This is a genomic window from Pseudomonas sp. AIG, assembly GCF_977020205.1.
In genome coordinates, this window is the sequence record NZ_CDROCK010000052.1 from 1 (window position 1) to 24,727 (window position 24,727).

Here is a 24,727-nt window from a genome sequence, read left to right on the forward strand (position 1 = left end):
CTCGGTGAACGTGGTTGAAGCAGTGAGCGGCGGTGATGATGAAGTGCGGACCATCATGCTCAATCACACCCTGGCAACCAACGTTGAACGCCTGACTTACGTCGGCACCGGCAACTTCGTCGGTTACGGCAACGCGTCGGACAATATCATCACGGGTGGGGTCGGCAACGACACTCTGATGGGCGGCGCAGGTGCTGACCAATTCTTCGGTGGTGATGGCTTTGACACGGTCAGTTACGTTGACAGCCTTACGGGCGTGACAATCAACTCCAAAACCGGTGTCAATACGGGCATCGCCGCCGGCGATACCTACAACGGTATCGAACAGATCCGGGGCTCAAGTTACGGCGATATCTTTGTCGGCAGTGCTGGCGTGGATCGTTTTGATGGTGGTGATGGCAACGACATCCTCAGCTTTGCGGGTGAAAATGCCGGCGTTACGCTGGATCTGAGTGCTGCGGTGCTAACCGGTATTGCGGCGGGAGATTTCTACACGTCGATCGAGGCATTCCAGGGGTCTGCTTATGACGACACCTTCACTGGCTCTGCTGCCTTGCGGGAGAGCTTTATTGGCGGTGCTGGTGCGGATACTTTGATTGGTGTGGGGCGTGGAGACTCTGCCTGGTACGTCAATAGCGCCGAGTCGGTGCAGGTCAATCTCCTGACAGGTTCCGGCAGTGGCGGCGATGCTCAGGGGGATGTGCTCACCAATATTGATAATCTGGTCGGCTCAGCCTTCAATGACACTCTGACCGGTAATGCCTTCGCCAACATGCTGGAAGGTGGTGACGGTAACGACGTTCTCTATGGCGGTGATGGCAACGACATTTTGTACGGTCATAGCTTCACCAACACTGGCGCCCTGGCGGTACCTTTCGCCACGGACAACCAGGCCGACACCGTCTATGGCGGTAACGGTGATGATTACATCATCGGGTATGTGCGTGATGTCGGTTCGGTTTTCTATGGCGAAGCCGGCAATGACAACATTACGGTCATTTCGGGTATCGCCGATGGGGGCGATGGCAATGACACGTTGATGGGCTTGGGTCATGGCTATGAGTTGCGCGGTGGTGCGGGTGCCGACAAGTTGTATCTGAGCGCTTCCGGTGACGGTTATGGTGGAGAGGGCAGCGATGCGTATTTCGTGTCTTCCAAAACCATGGTCGCGATTTTTGATGACGGAACCACAGGGATCGATGTGGTCACTCTGAGAAACATCCAGAGTGTCAGCGATGTCCGGATCATGCAAAACGATCAGGGCGCCTACATCTTCAACGCTGCCGATCTGCAGAGCGGCAATCTCGACTCCGGTGTGTTCCTGAAGGACTGGTACAAGGGCGGGAATACCATCGAAACGTTCTTCACCAACAATGGCGAGTCCTTCACCATTCCGGTGGTTGGACAGGCAATGTCTGAAGCATTCACGGTGTGATGATTAACTAGCGACAACAGAAAAACGGCGAAGCCTGTACTCAGGTTTCGCCGTTTTTTTTTACCTGGATTATTTGTACCCGACAAAAGAAAACCCCCGACAAACCAGAGGTTTGTCGGGGGGTTCTTTTGCCCGGAGAGTATCAGGCGTTTCGCAACGCCTGATTCAGCTCAGCTTATTGGCAAGCTTCGCAATCCGGCTCGTCGATCGCGCAAGCCTTTGGCACTGGAGCTGGACCGGCAGGAGCAGCCAGAACCGAATCGTCGCCGTGGTTGCCGCCGCTGGAAACAGCGTTCAGCTTGCCGGTGTTGATGGTCGACTTCTCGGTGCTGGTCGCGGCCAGGGCACGGAGGTAGTAAGTGGTTTTCAGGCCACGGTACCAGGCCATGCGGTAGGTCACGTCGAGCTTCTTGCCCGATGCGCCGGCGATGTACAGGTTCAGCGACTGGGCCTGGTCGATCCACTTCTGACGACGGCTGGCGGCGTCAACGATCCACTTGGTGTCCACTTCGAACGCGGTTGCGTAGAGCTCTTTGAGTTCTTGCGGAATGCGCTCGATCTGCTGAACCGAACCGTCGTAGTACTTCAGGTCGTTGATCATGACCGAGTCCCACAGACCGCGAGCCTTGAGGTCGCGAACCAGGTACGGGTTGATCACGGTGAATTCGCCCGACAGGTTCGATTTCACATACAGGTTCTGGTAGGTCGGTTCGATCGACTGCGATACGCCAGTGATGTTGGCGATGGTCGCGGTCGGTGCGATGGCCATGATGTTCGAGTTACGAATGCCTTTCTGTACACGGGCACGAACCGGTGCCCAGTCCAGGGTTTCGTTCAGGTCAACGTCGATGTACTTCTGGCCACGTTGCTCGATCAGGATCTGTTGCGAATCCAGCGGCAGGATGCCTTTGGACCACAGCGAACCCTGGAACGTCTCGTACGCGCCACGCTCGTCTGCCAGGTCGCAGGAGGCCTGGATCGCGTAGTAGCTGACCGCTTCCATCGACTTGTCGGCGAACTCGACGGCAGCGTCGGAACCGTAAGGAATGTGCTGCAGGTACAAAGCGTCCTGGAAGCCCATGATGCCCAGACCGACCGGACGGTGCTTGAAGTTGGAGTTCTTCGCTTGTGGCACCGAGTAGTAGTTGATGTCGATCACGTTATCGAGCATGCGCACGGCGGTGTTCACGGTGCGTTCCAGCTTGGCGGTGTCCAGCTTGCCGTTGACGATGTGGTTCGGCAGGTTGATCGAGCCCAGGTTGCAAACGGCGATCTCGTCCTTGTTGGTGTTCAAGGTGATCTCGGTGCACAGGTTCGAGCTGTGAACCACGCCGACGTGCTGCTGCGGGCTGCGCAGGTTGCACGGGTCTTTGAAGGTCAGCCATGGGTGGCCGGTTTCAAACAGCATGGAGAGCATTTTGCGCCACAGGTCTTTGGCCTGGATGGTCTTGAACAGTTTGACCTTGCCTGGGTATTCGGTCAGGGCTTCGTAGTACTCGTAACGCTCTTCGAAGGCTTTACCGGTCAGGTCGTGCAGGTCCGGCACTTCGGATGGCGAGAACAGGGTCCACTTGCCGTCATCGAAGACGCGCTTCATGAACAGGTCAGGGATCCAGTTGGCGGTGTTCATGTCGTGGGTACGACGACGGTCATCACCGGTGTTCTTGCGCAGCTCGATGAACTCTTCGATGTCCATGTGCCAGGTTTCCAGGTAAGCACACACAGCGCCTTTGCGCTTGCCACCCTGGTTAACGGCCACAGCGGTGTCGTTCACCACTTTCAGGAACGGCACCACGCCTTGCGACTTGCCGTTGGTGCCCTTGATGTACGAACCCAGTGCACGCACCGGCGTCCAGTCGTTGCCCAGGCCACCGGCGAATTTCGACAACATGGCGTTGTCGTGGATCGCGTGGTAGATGCCCGACAGGTCATCCGGCACGGTGGTCAGGTAGCAGCTCGACAGCTGTGGACGCAGGGTACCGGCGTTGAACAGAGTCGGGGTCGACGACATGTAGTCGAAGGACGACAGCAGGTTGTAGAACTCGATCGCGCGGTCTTCTTTTTGCTTCTCTTCAATCGCCAGGCCCATGGCCACGCGCATGAAGAAGATCTGCGGCAGTTCGAAACGCACGCCATCCTTGTGGATGAAGTAACGGTCGTACAGGGTCTGCAGGCCCAGGTAGGTGAATTGCTGATCGCGCTCGTGGTTGATCGCCTTGCCCAGTTTTTCCAGGTCGAAGGAGGCCAGCACAGGGTTCAGCAGTTCGAACTCGATACCTTTGGCGATGTAGGCCGGCAGCGCCTTGGCGTACAGGTCGACCATCTCGTGGTGAGTGGCGCTTTCGGCCACACCGAGGAAGCCCAGGCCTTCGGCACGCAGGGTGTCCATCAGCAGGCGGGCGGTCACGAACGAGTAGTTCGGCTCACGCTCAACCAGGGTACGAGCGGTCATCACCAGGGCGGTGTTGACGTCGGTCAGGGCCACGCCGTCGTAGAGGTTTTTCAGGGTTTCGCGCTGGATCAGGTCGCCGTCGACTTCTTCCAGACCTTCGCACGCTTCGGTGACGATGGTGTTCAGGCGGCCCATGTCGAGCGGCGCCAGGCTGCCGTCGGCACGGGTGATGCGGATCGACGGGTGAGCGTTGACCGCTTCTTCGGCCGGGGCGTGGGCAGCGCGTTCTTTCGAACGGCCGTCACGGTAGATCACGTAGTCGCGCGCAACTTTCTGCTCGCCGGCACGCATCAGGGCCAGTTCGACCTGGTCCTGGATTTCTTCGATGTGGATGGTGCCACCCGACGGCATGCGACGCTTGAAGGTGGCGGTGACCTGTTCGGTCAGGCGCGCAACAGTGTCGTGGATTCGCGACGAAGCGGCAGCGGTGCCGCCTTCAACTGCGAGGAACGCTTTGGTGATAGCGACGGTGATCTTGTCATCGGTGTAAGGAACGACAGTGCCATTACGCTTGATCACGCGCAGTTGGCCAGGCGCGGTGGCTGCCAGATCCGAATTCGAATCAGCGGCCTGCGGCAAGGTGCCCTGCGGGTTCTCGCGAGTTGTGTCGGTTTGCATGGGGGGTGGTCTCCACATTCTCTATGTTTGTTTGGGCACCATCATGGTGCCCACCGTTCTGTCCAGAAGCACTACAGCCGACGGGCGTCGGGTATAACAACTTCGGGACAGTAGGAAAAAAGGCTGATGAAGCCGCATCCTTGCCGAAGTTTTTGGCTACGAGCCAGGGCTCGAACCGGATTCCTTCCCAGGTGACAGTAATGACTGCAACACCCGTACCGTTCTCGCCGCTGCGCGGTAAAAAACGGTGCCATCCGCCAGTGCGGTTTGGGCTTTGAAAAACTTGCTGGGTTCAACCGGAAACCGGCAATAAATCGCTTGAGTTTCAGGTCTGAAATGTGGTTGGGCGTTTAAGTCGAAAACCCTATATGTAGGGTTTTTTTTTCGCCGTGCTACAAGATAATGCGTTTCGAGGGGTGTTGCAACGTACTACCTGTGGATAAACCTGTGCGTAAATTGTGTGTGAAACGAGGAACGAGCGTGTAGGCCGCGAACCTGCTGAGCTAGACCGTTTGTCTCCGTTTTTTCACCGGGGAAAACGCTTCAGCGGTTTTTTAAGGGCGCGAACCCTATCACAAAAAACAGCCTTCTCCGAACGCATTTACCGACTTGTGTTCTGGCTGTACGCCGTTTATACAATCGGCCCATGCACAGGCATTCTTATCCTCCCGAAACATGACAAAAGGACGGGAGTATTCCTGTAGGAGCTGCCGAAGGCTGCGATCTTTTGATCCTGATCTTGAACAGCAGGATCAAAAGATCGCAGCCTCGTTTCACTCGACAGCTCCTACAGGGGACCGTGCCTGGCTGGGCAATCGTCTTCCTTTATTAATAAAAAATAGAAAGCAGAGGTCACCGGTGGAGCAACAAGCCTTTCAGGTATTGATCGTCGAGGATGACCAGCGACTGGCCGAACTGACGCGCGACTACCTGCAAGCCAATGGATTGCGCGTGGACATCGAAGGCAACGGTGCGCTGGCGGCGGCCCGGATCATCAAGGAGCAGCCGGATCTGGTGATCCTCGACCTGATGCTGCCCGGTGAAGATGGCCTGAGCATCTGCCGCAAGGTGCGCAACCAGTACGAGGGGCCGATTCTGATGCTCACGGCGCGCACCGACGATGCCGATCAGATTCAGGGGCTCGACCTCGGTGCCGACGATTACGTGTGCAAACCGGTGCGGCCACGTCTGTTGCTGGCGCGCATCCAGGCGTTGCTGCGCCGTAGTGACACACCTGAACCGGTCGCAGAGAAATCCCGTCGCCTGCAATTCGGCCCGCTGGTGGTCGACGACGCCTTGCGCGAGGCGTGGCTGAGCGATAACGGCATCGAACTGACCAGCGCCGAATTCGATCTGTTATGGCTGCTGGTGTCCAACGCCGGGCGCATTCTGTCCCGCGAAGAAATCTTCACCGCCCTGCGCGGCATCGGCTATGACGGTCAGGACCGCTCGATCGATGTGCGCATTTCGCGCATCCGCCCGAAAATCGGCGACGACCCCGACCATCCACGCCTGATCAAGACCATCCGCAGCAAAGGTTATCTGTTTGTTCCTGAAGCTTGCGTAGACCTGCCGCTGTGAATTCGATCTTCCTGCGCATCTACGGCGGTATGTGCGCAGCGATCATTCTGGTGGCGGTGCTCGGCGTGCTGGCGCTGAACCTGCTCAATCAGGTGCGCAGCGAGCAGTACCGCGAGCGCCTGGCCCACGGCACGTTCTCGCTGATGGCGGGCAACCTGCAACCGATGAACGAAACCGAGCGCCATCGCGCGTTGCTGGTGTGGGAGCGGTTGCTGGGGATTCCACTGGCGCTGAAGAAGTTTGCCGACACCGACCTTGATTTGTCCCAGCGCACCCGCGTGCAACGGGGGCAGGCATTGGTCGAGCAGACCGGGCCGCACGCGGCGAAAGTCTATCGAATGGTCAGCGACAAAGAGCAGCTTGTGCTGGTGGGAGAAGTGCAGCAGATCAGCGAGCAATTGGCGCGGGCGACCATTTACCTGCTGGCCGATGAACTGGTGCGCGTGCCGGTCGGCGAGCAGCCCAAGCGCCTCGCGCAGATAAAGGAAGAAAAGGCTTTCGGTTTCGATCTGCGCCTGGTCACGGTGAATGACGCCGACATGGACGAAGACCAGAGCCGCCGCGTGGCCGAAGGCGACACCGTCATGGCGCTGGGCAAGGGCGGCGATTCGATCCGCGTGTTTGCCGGCATGGTCGGCACGCCGTGGGTGCTGGAGATCGGCCCGCTGTATCAGATGAACCCGTACCCGCCAGAATGGCTGGTGCTGATTGCTGCGCTCGGCCTGAGCCTGATCGGCCTTATCGTTTATTTGTTGGTGCGTCAGCTCGAGCGCCGTTTGCGCGGCCTCGAAGCAGCGGCCACACGCATTGCCAAGGGCAGCCTGGAGACCCGTGTGCCGGCGCGCGGTGCCGACTCGGTCGGGCGCCTGGCGTCGGCGTTCAACGGCATGGCCGAGCACTTGCAACAGTTGCTGGCGATCCAGCGTGAATTGGTGCGCGCGGTGTCCCATGAATTACGCACACCGGTGGCGCGCCTGCGTTTCGGTCTGGAAATGATCGGTTCGGCGACCACGCCGCAAGCGCTGGAGAAGTACCGCGAAGGCATGGACCACGACATCGAAGACCTCGATAAGCTGGTCGATGAAATGCTCACCTATGCGCGACTCGAGCAGGGTTCGCCGGCGCTGACGTTCCAGCGCATCGACCTGGACGCCTTGGTCAATCAGGTGATCGAAGAACTGGCGCCGTTGCGCGCCGAGGTCACGGTGCAGCGAGGTTTGTGTCTGTCTGCTGCAGATAACGATGACGCCTGGGTCGAGGCCGAGCCGCGCTATCTGCACCGGGCACTACAGAATCTGGTGAGCAACGCCATGCGCCATGCACGTTCGAACGTGACGGTGAGTTATCAGGTCGGGCAGTTGCGCTGTCGCGTGGATGTCGAAGATGACGGGCCGGGCGTGCCGGAAGTGGCGTGGGAGCGGATTTTCACGCCGTTCCTGCGTCTGGATGACAGTCGCACGCGGGCGTCGGGCGGGCATGGTCTGGGCTTGTCGATTGTGCGGCGGATCATTCACTGGCATGACGGCCGGGCGATTATTGGCAAGAGCAAGAGTCTGGGCGGGGCTTGCTTTAGCCTGAGTTGGCCGAGGAATCAGGAACGCCGGTAAGGTTTATGGTGGCTGTGATGCCGCCTTCGCGAGCAAGCTCGCTCCCACATTTGAAATGCGGTTCCCTGTGGGAGCGAGCTTGCTCGCGAAGAGGCCCCAACAGACGCTGAAAATCTTCAAGCGTGGATGCTGACCAGACTCAACAACTGCCCATCCTGCACCCCGAACTGCGCATCAAGCTCGGTGCCGTTACGCCACTCGGCCGACAAGTCCGTCAACAACCGCAATCGCACCTCACCCGCCTCAGTCCACTCCAGCACTTCAGCATGCTCGAAATAAAAGCGCTGCTGCACAATCGGGTACAGGGCCTTGAACAGACTCTCCTTCACCGAAAAGGTCAGCGTCACCAGCAGTGCCAACTGATCCTGTGGCCCAGCAGCCATGCGCTGCATTTCTGCCGGCGTGAGAATTTCCCCGGCCAGGCGCTCGGCGCGTTCGGTGTTGAGCACGTTTTCCAGATCCATGCCCAAACCGCGCCAGTGCCTTTTGTTGGCGACAATTGCTGCCGCACGTCCGGTGCTGTGGGTGATCGAGCCGCAGATATGCGCTGGCCATACCGGCGCGCGGTCTTCACCAATCGCCGGCACCACGCTGCTGCCTTCCAATTGCCGCAACGCCGCGCGGGCACAAATCCGCCCGGCGAGGAATTCTGCCTGACGCTTGGCCACCGAGCGCTGAATGCTCGGCGGCGGCTCGATGGCGCTACGGCGAAAGTCATCGCCAAGCAATTGAGTCGGATCGAAGTGAGTGCTGAGCAGCACGGTATCAGGCAATACCGTCGGCAACGGCCAGTGGCTGTCGAGCGCGGTGCAGCAGGAGGGTAGGGTGGGGGTGAGATTCATGGCGGGCATTTTGCCGGTTAGTCGGGCCACGGTCGAGATGATCGTTCCCACGCTCTGCGTGGGAATGCCTCAATGGACGCTCTGCGTCCGCTTTGGGACGCAGAGCGTCCCGGGCTGCATTCCTTTGCTGCGCGTGGGAACGATCAGGTGCTGGCGGGTCAGCTAAAGATTTTCTGGAAAAACGCTTTCATGTCCGCCCAGGACTTTTCATCCGCAGCCTTGTTGTACCCGATGTCCGGGCCACCGTGCTCGCCATGGCTCAGGCGATCGGCATCCGGATTGGTGAATCCGTGCTTGGCGCCCTCCAGACTGACGAACTTATAGTCAGCCCCGGCCTTGTCCATTTCTGCCTTGAACGCGGTGACGTTGTCCTGAGTGACCATGCTGTCCAGCGCGCCATGCTCGACCAGAATCTTCGCCTTCACGCTGCCAGGCGTTGCCGGGGTCTTGGTCGCCAACGCACCGTGGAAGCTCACCACGCCCGCCAACGGCTCACCTTGCCGCGCGGCGTTGAGCACCACGCCACCGCCGAAGCAGTAACCGATGGCGGCGATTTTGTTGATGTCGGTCTGCGGCTGTTTCTTCAGCAAGTTCAGCCCGGCCTCAAAGCGCTTGCTGGAAGCCGCCGCATCCTGGGTCGCCGCCTGCATGAACGCCATCGCGTCTTTCGGATGCTCGGTGTTCTTGCCTTCGCCGTACATATCAATGGCCAGGGCGCTGTAACCGAGCCCGGCGAGATCCCGCGCGCGGCGCTTGGCGTAATCGTTCAAACCCCACCATTCGTGCACAACGACGACGCCCGGACGCTTGCCTTTGATGGCGTCGTCGTAGGCGTAGTAGCCGATCAGTTTCGTGCCGTCGGCGCTCTGGTAGGGAATCTCTTCAGTCTTGATCGCAGCCTGAGTGAGGCTGCTGACAGCCAGCAAGGTGAGGGCAAGGAACAGGCGCATGGTCGGGTCTCCTTCTCGCATGTGGTCAAAACAGCCTAGTCGATCTTATTCAGGTCAGGTTCAGAGACGGTTCAGGGGCCGTACAGGGGGAGGTCAGTAACCTTGCGCCATACCCAAACAGCAACTGTGAAAGAGGAAATACCCATGACTCGTTTTAACAAACTGCTGCTGGCATTTACCCTGTTAGGCTCCAGCATCGCCGCCAACGCCGACGACACCAGCAACTTTGCCGGCCTGACGTTCGGCCAGACCAGCGACAAGATCGATAAGTCCCACGCACTGAACAACAACCTCGACCACCCGAACGCCACCGGCGCGATCGACGGCAACAACACCTACGGCGTACGCCTCGGTCAGCAAAACAGTCAGGGTCGCTACTACGCCACCTACGACAACGTGTCGGGCTCGCACAATGGCATTAAACTGCGTCAGGAAAACCTGCTGGGCAGCTACGATCTGTTCTACCCGGTGGGCGGCAGCACCAAGCTGTTCGGCGGTGCCACGGCCGGTTTGACCAAGTTGACTCAGGATTCGCCAGGCTACAGCCGCGACAGTGATATCGGTTACGCCGTCGGCGGCCAGTTCGGTGTGTTGCAGCAAGTCTCGCAGAACACCTCGGTCGAACTCGGTTACCGTTACCTGATGAGCAACGCCAGCACCGAGATGAAAGAGAGCGGTGGCAGCAAGCAAGGCTCGCTGGACTTGAACAGCAGCGCGCAGACTTACCTGTCGGCTAACTACAATTTCTAAGGAGCGAATCGCCTTGGAACCCTGTGGGAGCGAGCTTGCTCGCGAAAGCGATGTTTCATTCAACACCTCGTTGACTGAATAACCGCCTTCGCGAGCAAGCTCGCTCCCACAGGTGGTTGTGGAGATTTCAAGTGATTAGGAGAAGGTCATGAAACTGTTGGTCGTCGAAGATGAAGCGCTGTTGCGCCATCACCTGCAAACCCGCCTGACGGAAAGCGGTCACGTGGTCGAGTCCGTGGCCAATGCCGAAGAGGCGCTGTACCAGACCGGACAGTTCAACTTTGACCTGGCGGTGATCGATCTCGGCCTGCCGGGCATGGGCGGTCTCGATCTGATCCGTCAGTTGCGCGCGAACGGCAAGACCTTCCCGATCCTGATCCTCACCGCGCGCGGCAACTGGCAGGACAAGGTCGAAGGCCTCGCTGCCGGCGCCGACGATTACGTGGTCAAACCGTTCCAGTTCGAAGAGCTCGACGCACGCCTGAATGCCTTGTTGCGCCGCTCCAGCGGTTTCACCCAGTCGACCATCGTCGCCGGGCCGCTGCTGCTCGACCTCAATCGCAAACAGGCGACCCTCGATGAGCAGCCGCTGGCACTGACCGCCTACGAGTACCGCATCCTCGAATACCTTATGCGCCATCACCAGCAAGTGGTGCCCAAGGACCGCTTGATGGAGCAGCTCTACCCGGACGACGACGAGCGCGATCCGAATGTCATCGAGGTGCTGGTCGGCCGTCTGCGCCGCAAACTCGAAGGCCCGGCCGGGTTCAAGCCAATCGACACCGTGCGTGGCCTCGGCTATCTGTTCAATGAGCGCTGCACTTGATTCGTTCCCTTCGCGTCCGCTTGATGCTCGCCGCCACGACGTTGGCGGTGTTGTTCATGCTTGCCTTGCTGCCGGCCATGCAAGGCGCCTTCAGCCTTGCATTGCAGGATTCGATCGAGCAGCGGCTGGCCTCGGACGTCACCACGCTGATCTCTGCCGCGCGCATCGAGAACGGTCGGTTGGTGATGCCCAGTCAGTTGCCGGATGAGCGTTTCAACCTCACCGACTTCCGTTTGCTCGGCTACATCTACGACCGCGAAGGGCATCTGGTCTGGCGCTCAAAAGCCACCCAGGAAGAGCAGATCAACTACAAACCGCGTTACGACGGTCTCGGTAACGAGTTCGCGCGGATCCGTGAAACCAACGGGCAGGAATTCTTCGTCTACGACGTGGAAGTGAAATTGCTCGGTGGCAAAAGCGCGGCGTTCAGCATCGTCGCCCTGCAACCGGTGCGCGAGTACGAAACCACCCTCGAAGGCCTGCGCGAGAATCTCTATCTGGGTTTCGGCGCCGCGTTACTCGTGCTGCTGGCGCTGTTGTGGATCGGACTGACCTGGGGCCTGAAAGCCCTGCGCCGGCTCAGTCAGGAACTCGACGAAATCGAAGGCGGCACCCGCGAAAGCCTCACCGAACAACATCCGCGTGAACTGCTGCGCCTGACCGGCTCGCTCAACCGTTTGCTGCACAGCGAGCGCCAGCAGCGCAGCCGTTATCGCGACTCTCTCGATGACCTCGCGCACAGCCTGAAAACCCCGCTGGCGGTGTTGCAGGGCGTCAGCGAGGACATGGCCCAGCGTCCCGAAGAACGCGATCAAGCGTGGGTGCTGCAGAGTCAGATCGAACGCATGAGCCAGCAGATCAGCTATCAACTGCAACGGGCCAGCTTGCGCAAAAGCGGACTGGTGCGCCACCAGGTGCGGCTGCAACCGGTGCTGAAAAGCCTCTGTGACACGCTGGACAAGGTCTATCGCGACAAACGTGTGCGGGTGGCCTTTGATCTGCCCGAGCATTGCTATGTGCCGATTGAGCAGGGTGCGTTGCTGGAGATGATGGGCAACTTGCTGGAGAACGCTTATCGCCTGTGTCTGGGCGAGGTGCGGATCAGTGTGCGCGAGACGCTGGCCGGGGTGGAGTTGTGTGTGGAAGACGACGGCCCCGGTGTGCCGCCCGATCAGCGCGCGCGGATTCTCGAGCGTGGTGAACGCCTGGATGCTCAGCATCCGGGGCAGGGGATCGGGTTGGCGGTGGTTAAGGACATTATTGAAAGCTACAACGCCAAACTCGCGTTGGGCGATTCACCGATGGGTGGGGCGGCGTTCAGGATTCATTTTCCTGCGGTGTGATCGGGAGTTGCCCTCACCCTAACCCTCTCCCAGAGGTAGAGGGGACTGACCGAAGTGTCTTGCGAAAATGATCGACCTGAGGGATTTGAGTCGAATATGGATTCAATAGAGAGCTTGCAGGTCGGCGTATTTCTCAACCATCCCCCAATCAGTCCCCTCTCCCTCCGGGAGAGGGTTAGGGTGAGGGGCTTTTGATTTAGCGCCTCACTGCTCCTGCGCCCGATACGCCCCCGGCGTCAGCCCCGTCCACTTCTTGAACGCCCGATGAAACGCCGACGGTTCGGAAAACCCCAACTGCTCGGCAATCTGCTGCAACGACAGATCTGCGCGTCCCAAATGATAAATGGCGATATCCCGCCGCAGCTGATCCTTCAGTTCCTGAAAACTGGTGCCTTCCTCGCGCAAATGCCGGCGCAGGGTTTGCGGACTGATGTGCAAGTGCGTCGCCACCGCTTCCAGATCCGGCCAGTTCGCACTGTCGCGGCTGAGCAAGCGGCGCAAACGGCTGCTCAGGCTGTCGCCGTCGTCCGGGCGCGAGAGCAGGTCGGCGGGGGAGCGTTCGAGGAAATGTTTGAGCGTGCGTTCATCCTGCAACAGCGGCATAGACAGATAGCGGCTGTGGAATAAAAGGCTGCTTTGATCGGTGCCGAAGGTCAGCGGGCAAGGGAACAGCAGGTCATATTCGGCGCCGTGTTCGGGACGCGGATAGCTGAAAGTGGCCTGTTCGAGGCGAATCCGCTGGCCAATCAGCCAACTCCCCAGACGATGCCAGATCACCAGCAAACTCTCGGTCAGAAAGTGATCCGGATCCCATAACCGTGAATCGTCGAAGCTCAAACGCACCCATTCGTCTTCGCGACGCAGGCTCAGGCGCGGGGCTTCGGGGAATAGGCTATAAAACAATAAACCGCGTTGCAGTGCCTTCTCCAGATTGCGGCAGTGAATCGAGGCGTGACACATCATGGCGAAACTGCCGGGTTTGCTTGGCGCATTACCGAAACCCAGGTATTCGTCATCCAGCGCCAGCCACAGGCCCTGAATCAACCGGGTGAATTGTTCCGGGGCGAGGCGCGCGCGGGGCTCGTCGAGCAATTCCGGGCTGATGCCCAGTTGCAGCAGCAGGCGCGAGTAATCGAAACCCACGCGGCGTGCGCCACCGAGGGCGGCACGGGCGAAATGACTGGCGATGGTGCGTTCGCGCATAAGCGGCAGATCCTTCCTCAGGCGCCGGATGGTAGCCGGCGGCTGGATGCGCCTACAAGGCGGATTTCCGCCAAATTGTAGGACGAGAAGCGGCGAGTTGGCGGAAATCCGCCACACTTGAGTAACCGGATGGTGACATCCATGAACCTGTAATCCCTGATATCAAAAGGCTTGCAGGTAATCGCACCAAAGTGGCACGAGGTTTGCGATACAAGCCACAGAAGCGTGCGTTTGGCCCTGATGGAAAACGCTGCTCCAACAACAAATCCCTCCAGTGCAGGAGGGTTCGCAATTCAGGTTTCGCGGTCAACAGATGGATGTTGCCACGCGAGGCTCTTGAGGAAACCTGCAATGACGACTCGTCAGCCACTGTACAAATCCCTGTATTTACAGGTGATCGTCGCAATCGTTATCGGTATCGCGCTCGGTCACTACTACCCGCAGTTCGGTGTGGCCGTAAAGCCGCTGGGTGACGGGTTCATCAAACTGATCAAAATGATCATCGCCCCCATCATCTTCTGCACCGTGGTCAGCGGCATCGCCGGCATGCAGAACATGAAGTCGGTCGGCAAGACCGGTGGTTACGCACTCCTGTACTTCGAAATCGTTTCGACCATCGCTTTGTTGGTCGGTCTGGTTGTGGTCAACGTTGTGCAACCGGGCGCCGGCATGCACATCGACGTCGCCACTCTTGACGCCTCGAAAGTCGCTTCTTATGTAGCGGCTGGCGCTGACCAGAGCGTTGTCGGCTTCCTGCTCAACGTGATCCCGACCACCATCGTCGGCGCGTTCGCCACCGGTGACATCCTGCAAGTGCTGATGTTCTCGGTGATCTTCGGTTTCGCCCTGCATCGCCTGGGTGCCTACGGCAAGCCGATCCTCGACTTCATCGATCGCTTCGCCCACGTGATGTTCAACATCATCAACATGATCATGAAGCTCGCGCCAATCGGTGCCTTCGGTGCGATGGCGTTCACCATCGGTGCCTATGGTGTGGGTTCGCTGGTGCAGCTGGGTCAACTGATGATCTGCTTCTACATCACCTGCCTGGCGTTCATCCTCATCGTCCTCGGCGCCATCGCGCGCATGCACGGTTTCAGCGTGCTGAAGATGATCCGTTACATCCGTGAAGAGCTGCTGATCGTCCTCGGCACTTCCTCGTCGGAATCGGTACTGCCACGCATGCTGATCAAGATGGAGCGTCTGGGCGCGAAGAAATCGGTAGTGGGTTTGGTGATCCCGACCGGTTACTCGTTCAACCTCGACGGTACCGCGATCTACCTGACCATGGCTGCTGTGTTCATTGCTCAGGCCACTGACACGCACATGGACATCACTCACCAGATCACCCTGCTGGTGGTGTTGCTGCTGTCCTCCAAGGGCGCAGCCGGTGTGACCGGTTCGGGCTTCATCGTGCTGGCCGCAACCCTGTCGGCGGTAGGTCACCTGCCAGTGGCCGGTCTGGCGCTGATTCTCGGTATCGACCGCTTCATGTCCGAAGCCCGCGCACTGACCAACCTGGTCGGTAACGCTGTAGCGACCATCGTGGTTGCCAAGTGGGTCAAGGAACTGGACACCGACGTCCTGGATGCCGAACTGGCTTCGGGTGGTCGCGGTATCGCCGATACCCGTCCGGAAGATGACCTGGGTGTGGCCGAAGGCCCAACGCCTACCAGCGTCAAGTAAACCTCGCTTGAATGAAAGAACCCGCTTCGGCGGGTTTTTTCTTGCCTGCTGTTTGAGCGTAACGGTCACACCCGCTGACATTTCCGGTGATTGCCGTGCGCGGCATCGCTGCCTAGGCTGAGTGCATCGCCCAAGGAGTTCGCCCATGTCCGCACCGCTGGCCTCACTGAAGATCCTCGATTTCTCGACGCTGCTGCCGGGACCATTCGCCTCGTTGTTGCTGGCGGACATGGGCGCTGAAGTGCTGCGCATCGAATCGCCGGCGCGCCTGGATCTGCTGCGGGTGCTGCCGCCGCATGATCGCGGAGTCTCGGCCAGCCACGCCTACCTGAACCGCAACAAGCGCAGTCTGGCGCTGGATCTGAAACAGCCCGCAGCGCTTGAGGTGGTCAAGCAGCTGCTGGCGGATTACGACATCGTCCTTGAGCAGTTTCGCCCCGGTGTGATGGAGCGTCTGGGCCTGGGCTATGAAGCGCTGAAAGCCATCAATCCGAAGCTGATTTACGTGTCGATTACCGGTTACGGCCAGACCGGGCCGTACAAGGATCGCGCCGGGCATGACATCAACTATCTGGCGCTGGCCGGGCTTTCCAGTTATACCGGCCGCGCCGACAGCGGGCCGTTGCCGTTGGGCATGCAGGTGGCGGATATCGCCGGTGGTTCGTTGCACGGGGTGATCGGCTTGTTGGCGGCGGTGATTGCGCGTCAGCAGAGCGGGCAGGGCACCCATCTGGACGTGAGCATGACCGATTGCGCGTTCAGTCTGAATGCCATGGCCGGTGCCGGGTATCTCGCTTGTGGCGAAGAGCCAGGCTGGGAAGACCAGATGCTTAACGGCGGCAGCTTCTACGACTATTACCGATCGCGGGATGGGCGCTGGATGTCGGTGGGCAGTCTGGAACCGGGTTTCATGCAGCAATTGTGTGCGGCGCTGGGCCGGCCGGAGTTGGCGGCGCAGGGCTTGTCGCCCAAGCCTGAGCAGCAGCGGGCGTTGAAATACGCGCTGACGGTCGAGTTCGAAAAGCATGACTTTGCTGAATTGTGCGAGTTGTTTGCCGGGATCGATGCGTGTGTCGAGCCGGTGTTGAACCTGGGCGAGGCGGTGCGCCATCCGCAGTTGCAGGCGCGGGAACTGGTGACGCAGGTGCCGCGTGAGGATGGCACGACGCAGGCGCAGATGGCGTGTCCGTTGAAGTTTTCCGAAACGTTGCCGGCGGCGCGGCATGTCGGGGCGGTGTTGGGGCAGCATACGGATCAGGTGTTGGGGGAGTTGGGGCTTAGTGCCGAGCGGATTGCCGAATTGCGTGCCTCCAAAGTGATTCTCTAGTGCCTGTACCGGCCCCTTCGCGAGCAAGCTCGCTCCCACAGGAGAATGCATTCCAAGGTGGGAGCGAGCTTGCTCGCGAAGAGGCCACAACAGGCAATAGAAGACTGACTATTCGACGCGCATCTCACCACTGAACACCAACGTGCTCCGGCAGCGCCGACACAAATACCGCCGTCCCTGCCGCACCAGACTATGGCGCTGCGCCGAAAACGGAAAATCACTGTCCGCGCAGGGGCATTTGTAGATATAGCGGGTCACGCTGCGGCGCTTGATTGCATAGGTGTGGCAGCGATCCGGCGGCAGTTCGTAAACGCCGCGCATGATCAGTTGCCATTCCTCGCCGTGCGGCTGAATGCGGTCGCCGAACAACTGATGAGCGATCAGGTGCGCGACTTCGTGGGCCACGGTCTGCTTGAGGAAGTGTTCGGCGTTTTCCCGGTACAACTGCGGATTGAAGCGCAGCAGGTTCTCGTGCAAATGCGCGACACCGGCTTTTTGCCCGCGCAGCTTGAGACTGACGACGGGGCGTGGGAAAGAACGTTTGAAAAAGGATTCAGCGAGTTGGTAACAATCTTCGACGCGGGTATTGAGTTGCTCGGGCATGCTTGATGGATCTCCAGAGGCGTCGAGTATGCCGCAACCCTGTGCGCTTGCGAATCGCCAAGCTGCCGAATGGTCATCCTCCAAACGACAAGGCCGCCTTGCGGCGGCCTGTATTCAGCCTTTCGAGTCAGTTCGTATAAACGGGTCCCACGCCCAGCCCCCAGACAATCACGGTGAACGCCATGATGGCCACCAGCACCACCAGACCCACCGCCAGCACCGAGCTGGAAAACAGGAAACCTTCGTCCGACGGAATATTCATGAACGTCGGCAGCCCCACATACAACAGATAAACCGTGTAGCAGATGGCCGCCGTGCCGACGATCATGCCCAGCCACATATGCGGATACAGCGCCGCCAGCCCACCGACGAATAACGGTGTCGCGGTGTAGGTTGCAAACGCGACGCAACGGGCCAGACTCGGGTTGGCGTCGTACGTACGCGCCATCCAGTGCACGAATGCGCCCATGACCGCGACGCCGCCGAGCATTGCCAGGTACGACATGACGGTCATCCAGATCGCGCTTTCGACGGTGAGCATCACCGGCGCGCGGTTGCCGATCACCCAGCCGACCTGCGTGGTGCCGATAAACGCCGAGACAGCGGGGATCGCCGCCAGAATCAGCGTGTGGGTAAGGTACATGTGGCTGATGCTTTCCTCTTGGTCGCCACGGATTTCCTTCCATTCCTGATCGGGGTGGGTAAAAAGTCCCACTACGTGATGGATCATGCCAGTCACTCCTCTTGTTATTGCCATCGCCCCCCAGCGGAGCGCCTACGGGCCAAGGTGGCCGAGCAAATACAGGTCTTCAGATGTGTGCGACCTTATGTCGCAGTATAGAAAGGTCTTACCCGCACAGGTATTAGGGGCTTAGAGCAAATCGCGCTGTAAACAGGGTGGGTAATCGCCTTGGGGTCTGTAAGAAGGCCGTTGTCTCACGACGACAACCTGTGCCCACAACGCCGGGGTTTTTGCGTAAAATGCCGGCCTTTCGTCACACCTCACGGATTTCGCGTCATGGGCACTCTTACGGTCAACCAGAACAAACTGCAAAAGCGCCTGCGCCGTCTGGCCGGCGAAGCGGTCGCCGATTTCAACATGATTGAGGACGGTGACAAGGTCATGGTCTGCCTGTCCGGGGGCAAGGACAGCTACACCATGCTCGACGTACTGCTGCACCTGCAGAAGGTTGCACCGATCAAGTTCGAGATCGTCGCCGTGAACATGGATCAGAAGCAGCCGGGCTTTCCCGAGCATGTGCTGCCGGCCTATCTGAAAGGATTGGGCGTCGAGTACCACATCGTCGAGAAAGACACCTATTCGGTGGTCAAGGAACTGATCCCGGAAGGCAAGACCACTTGCTCGCTGTGCTCGCGCCTGCGTCGCGGCACGCTGTACACCTTTGCCGATGAAATCGGCGCGACCAAAATGGCCCTCGGTCATCACCGTGACGACATTGTCGAGACGTTCTTCCTCAACATGTTCTTCAACGGCTCGCTCAAGGCCATGCCGCCGAAGCTGCGCGCCGATGATGGTCGCAACGTGGTGATCCGCCCGTTGGCGTACTGCAACGAGAAAGACATTCAGGCTTACTCGGATTTGAAAGAATTCCCGATCATCCCGTGCAACCTCTGCGGTTCGCAGGAAAACCTGCAGCGTCAGGTGGTCAAGGAAATGCTGCTGGACTGGGAACGCAAAACCCCGGGCCGAACCGAAAGCATCTTCCGCAGTCTGCAGAACGTGATCCCGTCGCAACTGGCCGACCGCAACCTGTTCGACTTCACCAGCCTGAAGATCGACGAGACCGCGGCTTCGCGCTTCGTCAACGTCGTCAATCTGTAAACCCGATCCATGTGGGAGCGAGCTTGCTCGCGAAGGCGTCGTGTCAGCCGACATCCATGTTGAATGACAGACCGCTTTCGCGAGCAAGCTCGCTCCCACAGTATTTTGTGTTCACAGGTAAAATTTCATTTTCAATTCCCGGGAGAGGGCATGCGCGATTACAAGTGGCTGCACGAATACTGTCTGAACCGCTTCGGTTCGGCGGCTGAACTGGAAGCCCATCTGCCCGTTCCCAAGACCCCGGCGCAACTGCGCAAGATCAGCGACGACCGCTACCTCTCGACCATGGCCCTGCGCGTATTTCGTGCCGGCCTCAAGCACAGTCTGGTCGACGCCAAGTGGCCGGCCTTTGAGGAAGTGTTCTTCAAGTTCGACCCGGAAAAAGTTGTGCTGATGAGCGCCGAACACCTCGAACGTCTGATGCAGGATGCACGGATCATCCGTCATCTCGGCAAACTGAAAAGCGTGCCGCGCAATGCGCAGTTCATTCTGGATGTCGATAAGGAGAAGGGTAGTTTTGGCGCGCTGATCGCCGATTGGCCGGTGACCGATATTGTCGGTTTGTGGACGTACTTGAAAAAGCACGGTCATCAACTCGGCGGGCTGTCGGCGGCACGGTTTTTGCGCATGGTTGGCAAGGATACGTTTGTGCCGAGCTACGACGTGGTTGCGGCGCTGAATGCGCAGAAGATCGTCGACAAGGTGCCGACCAGCCAGCGCGATCTGGCGATTGTGCAGGATGCGTTCAATCAATGGCATGAGCAGAGCGGTGGGCGGGCGATGAGCCAGATTTCGATGATGCTCGCGTACACCGTTAACCATTGAGTCAATCCGATCGTTCCCATGCTCCGCGTGGGAATGCCGCCCGGGACGCTCGGCGTCCCTGAGACGCAGAGCGTCTCTGGATGCATTCCCACGCAGAGCGTGGGAACGATCGAATGCAGGAGCTGCCGAAGGCTGCGATCTTTTTCCATCAGGCGACGGAGATTTCTCCCTCGCCAGCCAGTTTGCGATTCAACTGATAGCGCCAGCGCACATACAACAGCGCCGAGCAGAACACCGCCAGGCTCGCGATCATCTCCAGCACGCCAAACCACTGCCGGCTCGGGTCATACGCCGCCAGTGCGCCCTTGATGAAATACAGATTCACCACAAAGCACATCCACGAATGCCCACGGGCGCTGCCCATGATCATCGCGGGCGCCAGGATGATCCACGGGATCAGCTCGACCAGCAGAATCACCCACGGCCGCGCGCCGTGCAGGTCAGCGAAAACCAGATAGTAGGCTGCGAGCAATCCGCCCAAGGCGAAAAAACTCAGCAGACTGATGATGCGCATTGCCTTGACGCGTGGCTCCAGCCATTCGACGGCGGGCAGGATTTTCGGCTTCTTCGCCACTGTCAGCCCTCCAGTTTCTGCGCAGTCTTGGCCAGGCGCAGACCCAATGCGCGACACAGCGCCACTTCGTGCTGATCGAGACCTTTTTTACCGTCAGCCCCGGCGTGGTGGCTGGCGCCATAAGGCGTGCCGCCGCCCTGGGTTTCCAGTAGCGCCGATTCACTGTACGGCAGGCCGGTGATGAGCATGCCGTGGTGCAGCAGCGGCAGCATCATCGACAACAGTGTGGTTTCCTGGCCGCCGTGCAAACTGGCGGTAGAGGTGAACACGCCGGCCGGTTTGCCGACCAGCGCGCCGGTCAGCCACAGATTGCTGGTGCCATCGAGAAAGTACTTCAGCGGCGCCGCCATGTTGCCGAAACGCGTCGGGCTGCCGAGGGCGAGGCCGGCGCAGTTCTTCAAGTCATCGAGGGTGGCGTAGAGCGCGCCTTCGTCTGGAATGGCTGGAGCCACGGCTTCGCACTCGGTCGAGATCGCCGGCACCGTGCGTAAACGCGCTTCGAGACCGGCCTGCTCGACACCACGGGCAATCTGCCGGGCCATCTCGTTGGTCGAGCCGCTGCGGCTGTAATACAGCACCAGAATGTACGGCGCGCTCACGGCAACAACTCCAGGATATTTTCCGGCGGACGACCGATGACGGCTTTGTTGCCGACTTCAAGAATTGGCCGTTCCATCAATTTTGGATGCTGGGCGATGGCGTCGATCAATTGCGCTTCGCTGAGGCTTTCGTCAGCCAGCTGAAGCATTTTGTATTCATCTTCCCCGGTGCGCAGCAACTGGCGTGCGCTGATCCCGAGCTTGCCGAGCAGGGCCTTGATTTGCGCCGCATTCAGCGGGGTTTCGAGGTAACGCACGACGTTTGGCGTCAGGCCGCGGGCTTCGAGAAGTTCCAGCGCGCCGCGGGATTTCGAGCAGCGCGGATTGTGATAAAGCGTCAGATCGGTCATGGCGGGTCGCTTCTGGCGTAAAGTGGCGGCTATTCTAACTGTGCAGCGCGCAATCCAGAACCTTCGGAGGCAATGGGTCGCAGGCGCCTTCAAATTTTCACAAGGAACATGACATGACACGGCGATTGGCAGCGGCATTGACGATAATCGGGGCGTTGATGCTGGGGGGCTGCGGCAATGATTACGGTATCGACCAGAACGGCCAGAAGGTCGCGTCGGAGCGTTTGGACAAGCAATGGGTAGTGCTCAATTACTGGGCCGAATGGTGCGGCCCGTGCCGGACCGAGATCCCGGAACTCAACCATCTGGCTGATGAACTGAAGAGCAAGAACGTCGGTGTGTTCGGGGTCAATTTCGACAATGTGCAGGGCGTGGAACTGAAAGAGGCGAGCGAGAAGCTGGGCATCAAGTTCACGGTGCTGGCGCAGGATCCGGCGGAGTTGTTCGAATTGCCGCGCAGTGAGGCATTGCCGGTGACGTACATCATCGACAACAAGGGCAAGGTGCGTGAGCAGTTGATGGGGGAGCAGACGGCGGCGGGGGTGATGGCCAAGCTTGAGGCGTTGCAGGCGACCAAATAGCCCTCAAAAGCCCCTCACCCCAGCCCTCTCCCGGAGGGAGAGGGGGCCGACCGAGGTGTCTGGCGAATTACATCGACCTGAGAGATTGAGTCGATTGTGAATTCGCCAAAACCAGATCCAGTCGATTTTGGATTCAGCTACGCACGTTCAAGTCGGCGTACCTCTCCAATATCCCCCAATCAGTCCCCTCTCCCCCTGGGAGAGGGCTAGGGTGAGGGCTTTGGCGGACTAACAAATCAACCTTCTTCCAGCCACCAGCGCAACGGCTTGCCTTCAGCCGGCCAGAAACGCATCTGTTCGATCGGCGAGATGTCCCAGCGCTCGACATGCTCCAGCGCCTGCAGGAAGCGTTGTTCCTGCTCCATCAATGCCGGTGCACAGAGTTTGCGGGTCTTGCCGATCTTGCCGAAAGTCAGCTTGTCACCGTCCAGCGTGTACGGCGCGAACCAATGGTTGCAGCCACCGTTGCCGTAGGCGCGACCATCATCGCCCAGGGTCACGGTCAGGTGGCTGTAATCCATCAACGGCCGCTCACCGATCCACTCGAGAATGTAGCTGCGGTTCTGTTGCAGTTGCACAGGCTCTGCCGCGCAACCCACCAAACCAACACCGACCAACGCGGTCAGGGCAAAGCGTTTCATCACGCAGGCTCCTGGCATTTCGGGCACAGATGTTTGTCGCCAACGGCTTTCCAGCCCAGCTCGGCGATGCGCGCGGTGGCCGCCGGTTTCTCAGCGGCTTTGCCGAGTTTGGCGTCTACAGCGAATTCGAAGCTCAGCTCTTTGGCACAGCTGTCGCAGTTGACCTGCCAGGTGTGGATCGCCAGTTCACCGAACACCGGGCCTGTGGTCATCGCGGTCCATTGGCCCGGCGGATTGATCAGGTGGCGGACGGTTTCAACGGTCAGGCGCATGGACAAGTCCTTGCTGCCTTTGAGGGTGACCAACAGGGCGTCACCGATGCGAATCGAGCCACCATTGCCGGTGACCTGATAGCGGCCCGGAACGAGGGCGCGGCATTCGGTGAGGGTGTGTTGCGGGTTCATCAGGGTGTAGCGGAAATCGTGTTCGACCATGGGTCCTCCAAATATGCGCGACATGCTAGCACGGGCTTGATTGCAGAATGATGCGCGCGTGCGACCTTCGATCCGGTTCAAATGAGGCGACGCTCATGGCAAACTGCCGGCCTCGACTCTGAAGGAACGGAACATGGCGCTGATCGAATGTTATGAATGCAAGAAGAGCATCAGCTCCGAGGCCAACGCGTGCATTCATTGCGGGGCTCCAATGGCGGAGCAAGCAGAACACGCGCAGACCGTAGCGGCGCCTGTTCAGGCATCGACAATCTCGTTCGGCAGCTTGCCGCGCAACAAGTCCGTGCCCGAGGCGATTGCTCCGGCACCCGCACCGCAACCGTTGCCGAAAGTCATGCCGGCCGCCGCGCGGCGTCGGCGCCAGCCGCCCACCGAGCAACCGGTTGCCGAGCAGGCCAATGCCGACGGCAGTCGTCCGGTGGAAGGCTGGCTGAAGATCATGATCTTCCTGCTGCCGATGTTTTTCGTCTGGTTCCTGCTGCGCTACGGCCACTCGATGAAACAGCGCTTTTTTGGCTTCGGCTGGCTGGCGTTGCTGATTCTGGCGTCCTCGCTGTCACCGAAATAAGCTGAAAAGATCTCAGCCCCCGACCTGGTTCTGCGGCGTTCCCGCCGCCCAGGTCGCGATGTTGTGCAAGGTGGTTGTGGCAATTGCGCCCAATGCTTCACGGGTCAAAAAGGCCTGATGCGCGGTAATGATCACGTTCGGAAAGGTCAGCAACCGCGCCAGCACGTCGTCCTGCAAGGGCAGGTCGGAGCGATCCTCGAAAAACAATTGCGCCTCTTCTTCATAGACATCCAGGCCCAGATAGCCGAGTTGGCCGTCCTTCAAGGCGTCAATCAATGCCGGCGTGTCGACCAGACCGCCGCGACCGGTATTGATCAGCATGGCGCCGGCCTGCATGTGCGCCAGTGAATCACGGTTGATCAAGTGTTTGCTCTGCTCGTTGAGTGGGCAGTGCAGGCTGATGATCCGTGACTGCGCGAGCAGTTCCGGCAGGCTCAGATAGCGCGCACCCAGTGCCAGAACATCCGGGTTCGGAAAGGGATCGTAGGCGAGCAGCTCACAACCGAAGCCGTGCATGATCTTGGCGAAGGTCGCGCCGATCTGCCCGGTGCCGACAATCCCCACGGTTTTGCCGACCAGGTCGAAACCGGTCAGGCCGTGCAGGCTGAAATCGCCTTCTCGGGTGCGGTTATAGGCGCGGTGCAGGCGACGGTTGAGCGCCAGGATCAACGCCACGGCATGTTCGGCCACTGCGTGCGGCGAGTAGGCGGGGACGCGCACCACGGCCAGTCCCAGGCGTTTCGCGGCGGGCAGGTCGACGTGGTTGTAACCCGCCGATCGCAGGGCAATCAGGCGTGTGCCGCCAGCGGCCAGACGCTCGAGCACCGGCGCGCTGAGGTCATCATTGATGAAGGCGCAGACCACTTGATGTTTGTCGGCCAGCGCCGCCGTATCGAGGCTGAGCCGCGCTGGTTGAAACTGCAGCTCGATACCCGCCGGGCAATCGGCGGCGAGGAAGCTGTCGCGGTCGTAGGTCTGGCTACTGAAAACGAGCGTGCGCATGGAATCCTCCTGGAACATCGACACGGATTGAATCACCCGAGCTCATTTTAGCGGTGCTGGCGTTGATCG

24 protein-coding genes are annotated in these 24,727 nt (G+C 59.6%); 12 read left to right on the forward strand and 12 right to left on the reverse strand.

Annotation, left to right across the window (positions count from 1 at the left end):
• A partial coding sequence (locus tag ACWR1S_RS24660) for a calcium-binding protein (protein ID WP_454565311.1) occupies positions 1 to 1,435 on the forward strand: 1,435 nt, incomplete at its 5' end.
• Between the two features lie 175 nt (positions 1,436 to 1,610).
• Here ACWR1S_RS24660 and ACWR1S_RS24665 read toward each other — a convergent pair.
• On the reverse strand, positions 1,611 to 4,505 hold the full coding sequence (locus ACWR1S_RS24665) for a ribonucleoside-diphosphate reductase subunit alpha (protein ID WP_454565312.1): 2,895 nt from the start codon (positions 4,503 to 4,505) through the stop codon (positions 1,611 to 1,613).
• A gap of 858 nt (positions 4,506 to 5,363) precedes the next feature.
• On the opposite strand from ACWR1S_RS24665, the gene ACWR1S_RS24670 reads away from it, so the two are divergent.
• A complete protein-coding gene (locus ACWR1S_RS24670) occupies positions 5,364 to 6,086 on the forward strand; it encodes a response regulator (RefSeq protein ID WP_454565313.1) in 723 nt (240 codons plus the stop codon).
• Entirely contained in the window at positions 6,083 to 7,693 is a 1,611-nt protein-coding gene (locus ACWR1S_RS24675; protein ID WP_454565314.1) for an ATP-binding protein, read from the forward strand. The genes ACWR1S_RS24670 and ACWR1S_RS24675 overlap by 4 nt, the downstream gene beginning before the upstream one ends.
• Before the next feature lie 116 nt (positions 7,694 to 7,809).
• Here the strand turns inward: ACWR1S_RS24675 and ACWR1S_RS24680 are convergent, their stop codons facing one another.
• Positions 7,810 to 8,535 (reverse strand): 4'-phosphopantetheinyl transferase family protein, encoded by a 726-nt coding sequence (locus tag ACWR1S_RS24680; RefSeq protein ID WP_454565315.1) that lies wholly within the window; start codon positions 8,533 to 8,535, stop codon positions 7,810 to 7,812.
• A gap of 158 nt (positions 8,536 to 8,693) precedes the next feature.
• Positions 8,694 to 9,485, reverse strand: a complete 792-nt coding sequence (locus ACWR1S_RS24685; protein WP_454565316.1) for a dienelactone hydrolase family protein — start codon at positions 9,483 to 9,485, stop codon at positions 8,694 to 8,696.
• A gap of 144 nt (positions 9,486 to 9,629) precedes the next feature.
• Between ACWR1S_RS24685 and ACWR1S_RS24690 the strand changes: the two genes are divergently transcribed.
• The 3 genes from ACWR1S_RS24690 (at position 9,630) to ACWR1S_RS24700 (ending at position 12,404) form a co-directional block, all read left to right on the forward strand.
• The gene (locus tag ACWR1S_RS24690; RefSeq protein ID WP_123453372.1) at positions 9,630 to 10,235 is read left to right on the forward strand and encodes a hypothetical protein; all 606 of its coding nucleotides are present in this window, start codon (positions 9,630 to 9,632) and stop codon (positions 10,233 to 10,235) included.
• 148 nt (positions 10,236 to 10,383) lie between these two features.
• A complete protein-coding gene (locus tag ACWR1S_RS24695; RefSeq protein ID WP_454565317.1) occupies positions 10,384 to 11,061 on the forward strand; it encodes a response regulator in 678 nt (225 codons plus the stop codon).
• On the forward strand, positions 11,058 to 12,404 hold the full coding sequence (locus tag ACWR1S_RS24700; protein WP_454565318.1) for an ATP-binding protein: 1,347 nt from the start codon (positions 11,058 to 11,060) through the stop codon (positions 12,402 to 12,404). The genes ACWR1S_RS24695 and ACWR1S_RS24700 overlap by 4 nt, the downstream gene beginning before the upstream one ends.
• Positions 12,405 to 12,608: 204 nt before the next feature.
• Here the strand turns inward: ACWR1S_RS24700 and ACWR1S_RS24705 are convergent, their stop codons facing one another.
• Positions 12,609 to 13,607, reverse strand: a complete 999-nt coding sequence (locus tag ACWR1S_RS24705) for an AraC family transcriptional regulator (RefSeq protein ID WP_454565319.1) — start codon at positions 13,605 to 13,607, stop codon at positions 12,609 to 12,611.
• Positions 13,608 to 13,958: 351 nt separating this feature from the next.
• On the opposite strand from ACWR1S_RS24705, the gene ACWR1S_RS24710 reads away from it, so the two are divergent.
• Together ACWR1S_RS24710 and ACWR1S_RS24715 are read left to right on the forward strand one after the other, a co-directional pair.
• Positions 13,959 to 15,293: a dicarboxylate/amino acid:cation symporter gene (locus tag ACWR1S_RS24710; RefSeq protein WP_454565320.1), complete on the forward strand. Its 1,335-nt coding sequence runs from the start codon at positions 13,959 to 13,961 to the stop codon at positions 15,291 to 15,293.
• Between the two features lie 145 nt (positions 15,294 to 15,438).
• Entirely contained in the window at positions 15,439 to 16,620 is a 1,182-nt protein-coding gene (locus ACWR1S_RS24715; RefSeq protein ID WP_454565321.1) for a CaiB/BaiF CoA transferase family protein, read from the forward strand.
• A 108-nt stretch (positions 16,621 to 16,728) separates the two neighbouring features.
• On the opposite strand, the gene ACWR1S_RS24720 is transcribed toward ACWR1S_RS24715, so the two are convergent.
• The gene (locus tag ACWR1S_RS24720; RefSeq protein ID WP_064391623.1) at positions 16,729 to 17,223 is read right to left on the reverse strand and encodes a SprT family zinc-dependent metalloprotease; all 495 of its coding nucleotides are present in this window, start codon (positions 17,221 to 17,223) and stop codon (positions 16,729 to 16,731) included.
• A gap of 127 nt (positions 17,224 to 17,350) precedes the next feature.
• The gene (locus ACWR1S_RS24725; protein WP_007917515.1) at positions 17,351 to 17,953 is read right to left on the reverse strand and encodes a Yip1 family protein; all 603 of its coding nucleotides are present in this window, start codon (positions 17,951 to 17,953) and stop codon (positions 17,351 to 17,353) included.
• Positions 17,954 to 18,241: 288 nt separating this feature from the next.
• Here ACWR1S_RS24725 and ttcA point away from each other — a divergent pair, with 288 nt between their 5' ends.
• The gene (gene ttcA, locus ACWR1S_RS24730) at positions 18,242 to 19,066 is read left to right on the forward strand and encodes a tRNA 2-thiocytidine(32) synthetase TtcA (protein ID WP_454565322.1); all 825 of its coding nucleotides are present in this window, start codon (positions 18,242 to 18,244) and stop codon (positions 19,064 to 19,066) included.
• 150 nt (positions 19,067 to 19,216) lie between these two features.
• The gene (locus ACWR1S_RS24735; protein WP_454565323.1) at positions 19,217 to 19,891 is read left to right on the forward strand and encodes a DNA-3-methyladenine glycosylase I; all 675 of its coding nucleotides are present in this window, start codon (positions 19,217 to 19,219) and stop codon (positions 19,889 to 19,891) included.
• A 148-nt stretch (positions 19,892 to 20,039) separates the two neighbouring features.
• Here the strand turns inward: ACWR1S_RS24735 and ACWR1S_RS24740 are convergent, their stop codons facing one another.
• Genes ACWR1S_RS24740 through arsC form a run of 3 tightly spaced genes read right to left on the reverse strand, consistent with a single transcriptional unit; the run spans position 20,040 to position 21,414 of the window.
• Positions 20,040 to 20,465 carry a DUF2069 domain-containing protein gene (locus ACWR1S_RS24740; RefSeq protein WP_454565324.1) on the reverse strand — a complete coding sequence of 142 codons (426 nt, stop codon included), beginning with the start codon at positions 20,463 to 20,465 and terminating at the stop codon, positions 20,040 to 20,042.
• A 2-nt stretch (positions 20,466 to 20,467) separates the two neighbouring features.
• Positions 20,468 to 21,064 carry an NAD(P)H:quinone oxidoreductase gene (gene wrbA / locus ACWR1S_RS24745; protein WP_242205958.1) on the reverse strand — a complete coding sequence of 199 codons (597 nt, stop codon included), beginning with the start codon at positions 21,062 to 21,064 and terminating at the stop codon, positions 20,468 to 20,470.
• Positions 21,061 to 21,414 carry an arsenate reductase (glutaredoxin) gene (arsC, locus tag ACWR1S_RS24750; RefSeq protein ID WP_160059062.1) on the reverse strand — a complete coding sequence of 118 codons (354 nt, stop codon included), beginning with the start codon at positions 21,412 to 21,414 and terminating at the stop codon, positions 21,061 to 21,063. Before arsC ends, wrbA begins: the two co-directional genes overlap by 4 nt.
• 113 nt (positions 21,415 to 21,527) lie before the next feature.
• Between arsC and ACWR1S_RS24755 the strand changes: the two genes are divergently transcribed.
• Positions 21,528 to 21,995 (forward strand): TlpA disulfide reductase family protein, encoded by a 468-nt coding sequence (locus tag ACWR1S_RS24755; protein WP_242205954.1) that lies wholly within the window; start codon positions 21,528 to 21,530, stop codon positions 21,993 to 21,995.
• Between the two features lie 236 nt (positions 21,996 to 22,231).
• On the opposite strand, the gene ACWR1S_RS24760 is transcribed toward ACWR1S_RS24755, so the two are convergent.
• Complete coding sequence (locus ACWR1S_RS24760; protein WP_454565325.1) at positions 22,232 to 22,636, reverse strand: META domain-containing protein; 405 nt, start codon at positions 22,634 to 22,636, stop codon at positions 22,232 to 22,234.
• A complete protein-coding gene (locus ACWR1S_RS24765) occupies positions 22,636 to 23,070 on the reverse strand; it encodes a hypothetical protein (RefSeq protein WP_093442198.1) in 435 nt (144 codons plus the stop codon). Before ACWR1S_RS24765 ends, ACWR1S_RS24760 begins: the two co-directional genes overlap by 1 nt.
• Before the next feature lie 133 nt (positions 23,071 to 23,203).
• Between ACWR1S_RS24765 and ACWR1S_RS24770 the strand changes: the two genes are divergently transcribed.
• Positions 23,204 to 23,656, forward strand: a complete 453-nt coding sequence (locus ACWR1S_RS24770) for a hypothetical protein (RefSeq protein ID WP_454565326.1) — start codon at positions 23,204 to 23,206, stop codon at positions 23,654 to 23,656.
• A 12-nt stretch (positions 23,657 to 23,668) separates the two neighbouring features.
• On the opposite strand, the gene ACWR1S_RS24775 is transcribed toward ACWR1S_RS24770, so the two are convergent.
• Positions 23,669 to 24,658: a 2-hydroxyacid dehydrogenase gene (locus ACWR1S_RS24775; RefSeq protein WP_454565327.1), complete on the reverse strand. Its 990-nt coding sequence runs from the start codon at positions 24,656 to 24,658 to the stop codon at positions 23,669 to 23,671.
• Positions 24,659 to 24,727: the final 69 nt, after the last annotated feature.

Excerpts from the sequence above, each read along its gene's own strand:
- ACWR1S_RS24720 (WP_064391623.1), bottom strand. The coding sequence starts at position 17,223 with ATGCCCGAGCAACTCAATACCCGCGTCGAAGATTGTTACCAACTCGCT.
- ACWR1S_RS24680 (WP_454565315.1), bottom strand. The coding sequence starts at position 8,535 with ATGAATCTCACCCCCACCCTACCCTCCTGCTGCACCGCGCTCGACAGC.
- arsC (WP_160059062.1), bottom strand. The coding sequence starts at position 21,414 with ATGACCGATCTGACGCTTTATCACAATCCGCGCTGCTCGAAATCCCGC.
- ttcA (WP_454565322.1), top strand. The coding sequence starts at position 18,242 with ATGGGCACTCTTACGGTCAACCAGAACAAACTGCAAAAGCGCCTGCGC.
- ACWR1S_RS24695 (WP_454565317.1), top strand. The coding sequence starts at position 10,384 with ATGAAACTGTTGGTCGTCGAAGATGAAGCGCTGTTGCGCCATCACCTG.
- ACWR1S_RS24735 (WP_454565323.1), top strand. The coding sequence starts at position 19,217 with ATGCGCGATTACAAGTGGCTGCACGAATACTGTCTGAACCGCTTCGGT.
- ACWR1S_RS24715 (WP_454565321.1), top strand. The coding sequence starts at position 15,439 with ATGTCCGCACCGCTGGCCTCACTGAAGATCCTCGATTTCTCGACGCTG.
- ACWR1S_RS24685 (WP_454565316.1), bottom strand. The coding sequence starts at position 9,485 with ATGCGCCTGTTCCTTGCCCTCACCTTGCTGGCTGTCAGCAGCCTCACT.
- ACWR1S_RS24760 (WP_454565325.1), bottom strand. The coding sequence starts at position 22,636 with ATGAAACGCTTTGCCCTGACCGCGTTGGTCGGTGTTGGTTTGGTGGGT.
- ACWR1S_RS24710 (WP_454565320.1), top strand. The coding sequence starts at position 13,959 with ATGACGACTCGTCAGCCACTGTACAAATCCCTGTATTTACAGGTGATC.
- ACWR1S_RS24705 (WP_454565319.1), bottom strand. The coding sequence starts at position 13,607 with ATGCGCGAACGCACCATCGCCAGTCATTTCGCCCGTGCCGCCCTCGGT.
- ACWR1S_RS24755 (WP_242205954.1), top strand. The coding sequence starts at position 21,528 with ATGACACGGCGATTGGCAGCGGCATTGACGATAATCGGGGCGTTGATG.
- ACWR1S_RS24725 (WP_007917515.1), bottom strand. The coding sequence starts at position 17,953 with ATGATCCATCACGTAGTGGGACTTTTTACCCACCCCGATCAGGAATGG.
- ACWR1S_RS24775 (WP_454565327.1), bottom strand. The coding sequence starts at position 24,658 with ATGCGCACGCTCGTTTTCAGTAGCCAGACCTACGACCGCGACAGCTTC.
- ACWR1S_RS24665 (WP_454565312.1), bottom strand. The coding sequence starts at position 4,505 with ATGCAAACCGACACAACTCGCGAGAACCCGCAGGGCACCTTGCCGCAG.
- ACWR1S_RS24770 (WP_454565326.1), top strand. The coding sequence starts at position 23,204 with ATGGCGCTGATCGAATGTTATGAATGCAAGAAGAGCATCAGCTCCGAG.
- ACWR1S_RS24690 (WP_123453372.1), top strand. The coding sequence starts at position 9,630 with ATGACTCGTTTTAACAAACTGCTGCTGGCATTTACCCTGTTAGGCTCC.
- ACWR1S_RS24765 (WP_093442198.1), bottom strand. The coding sequence starts at position 23,070 with ATGGTCGAACACGATTTCCGCTACACCCTGATGAACCCGCAACACACC.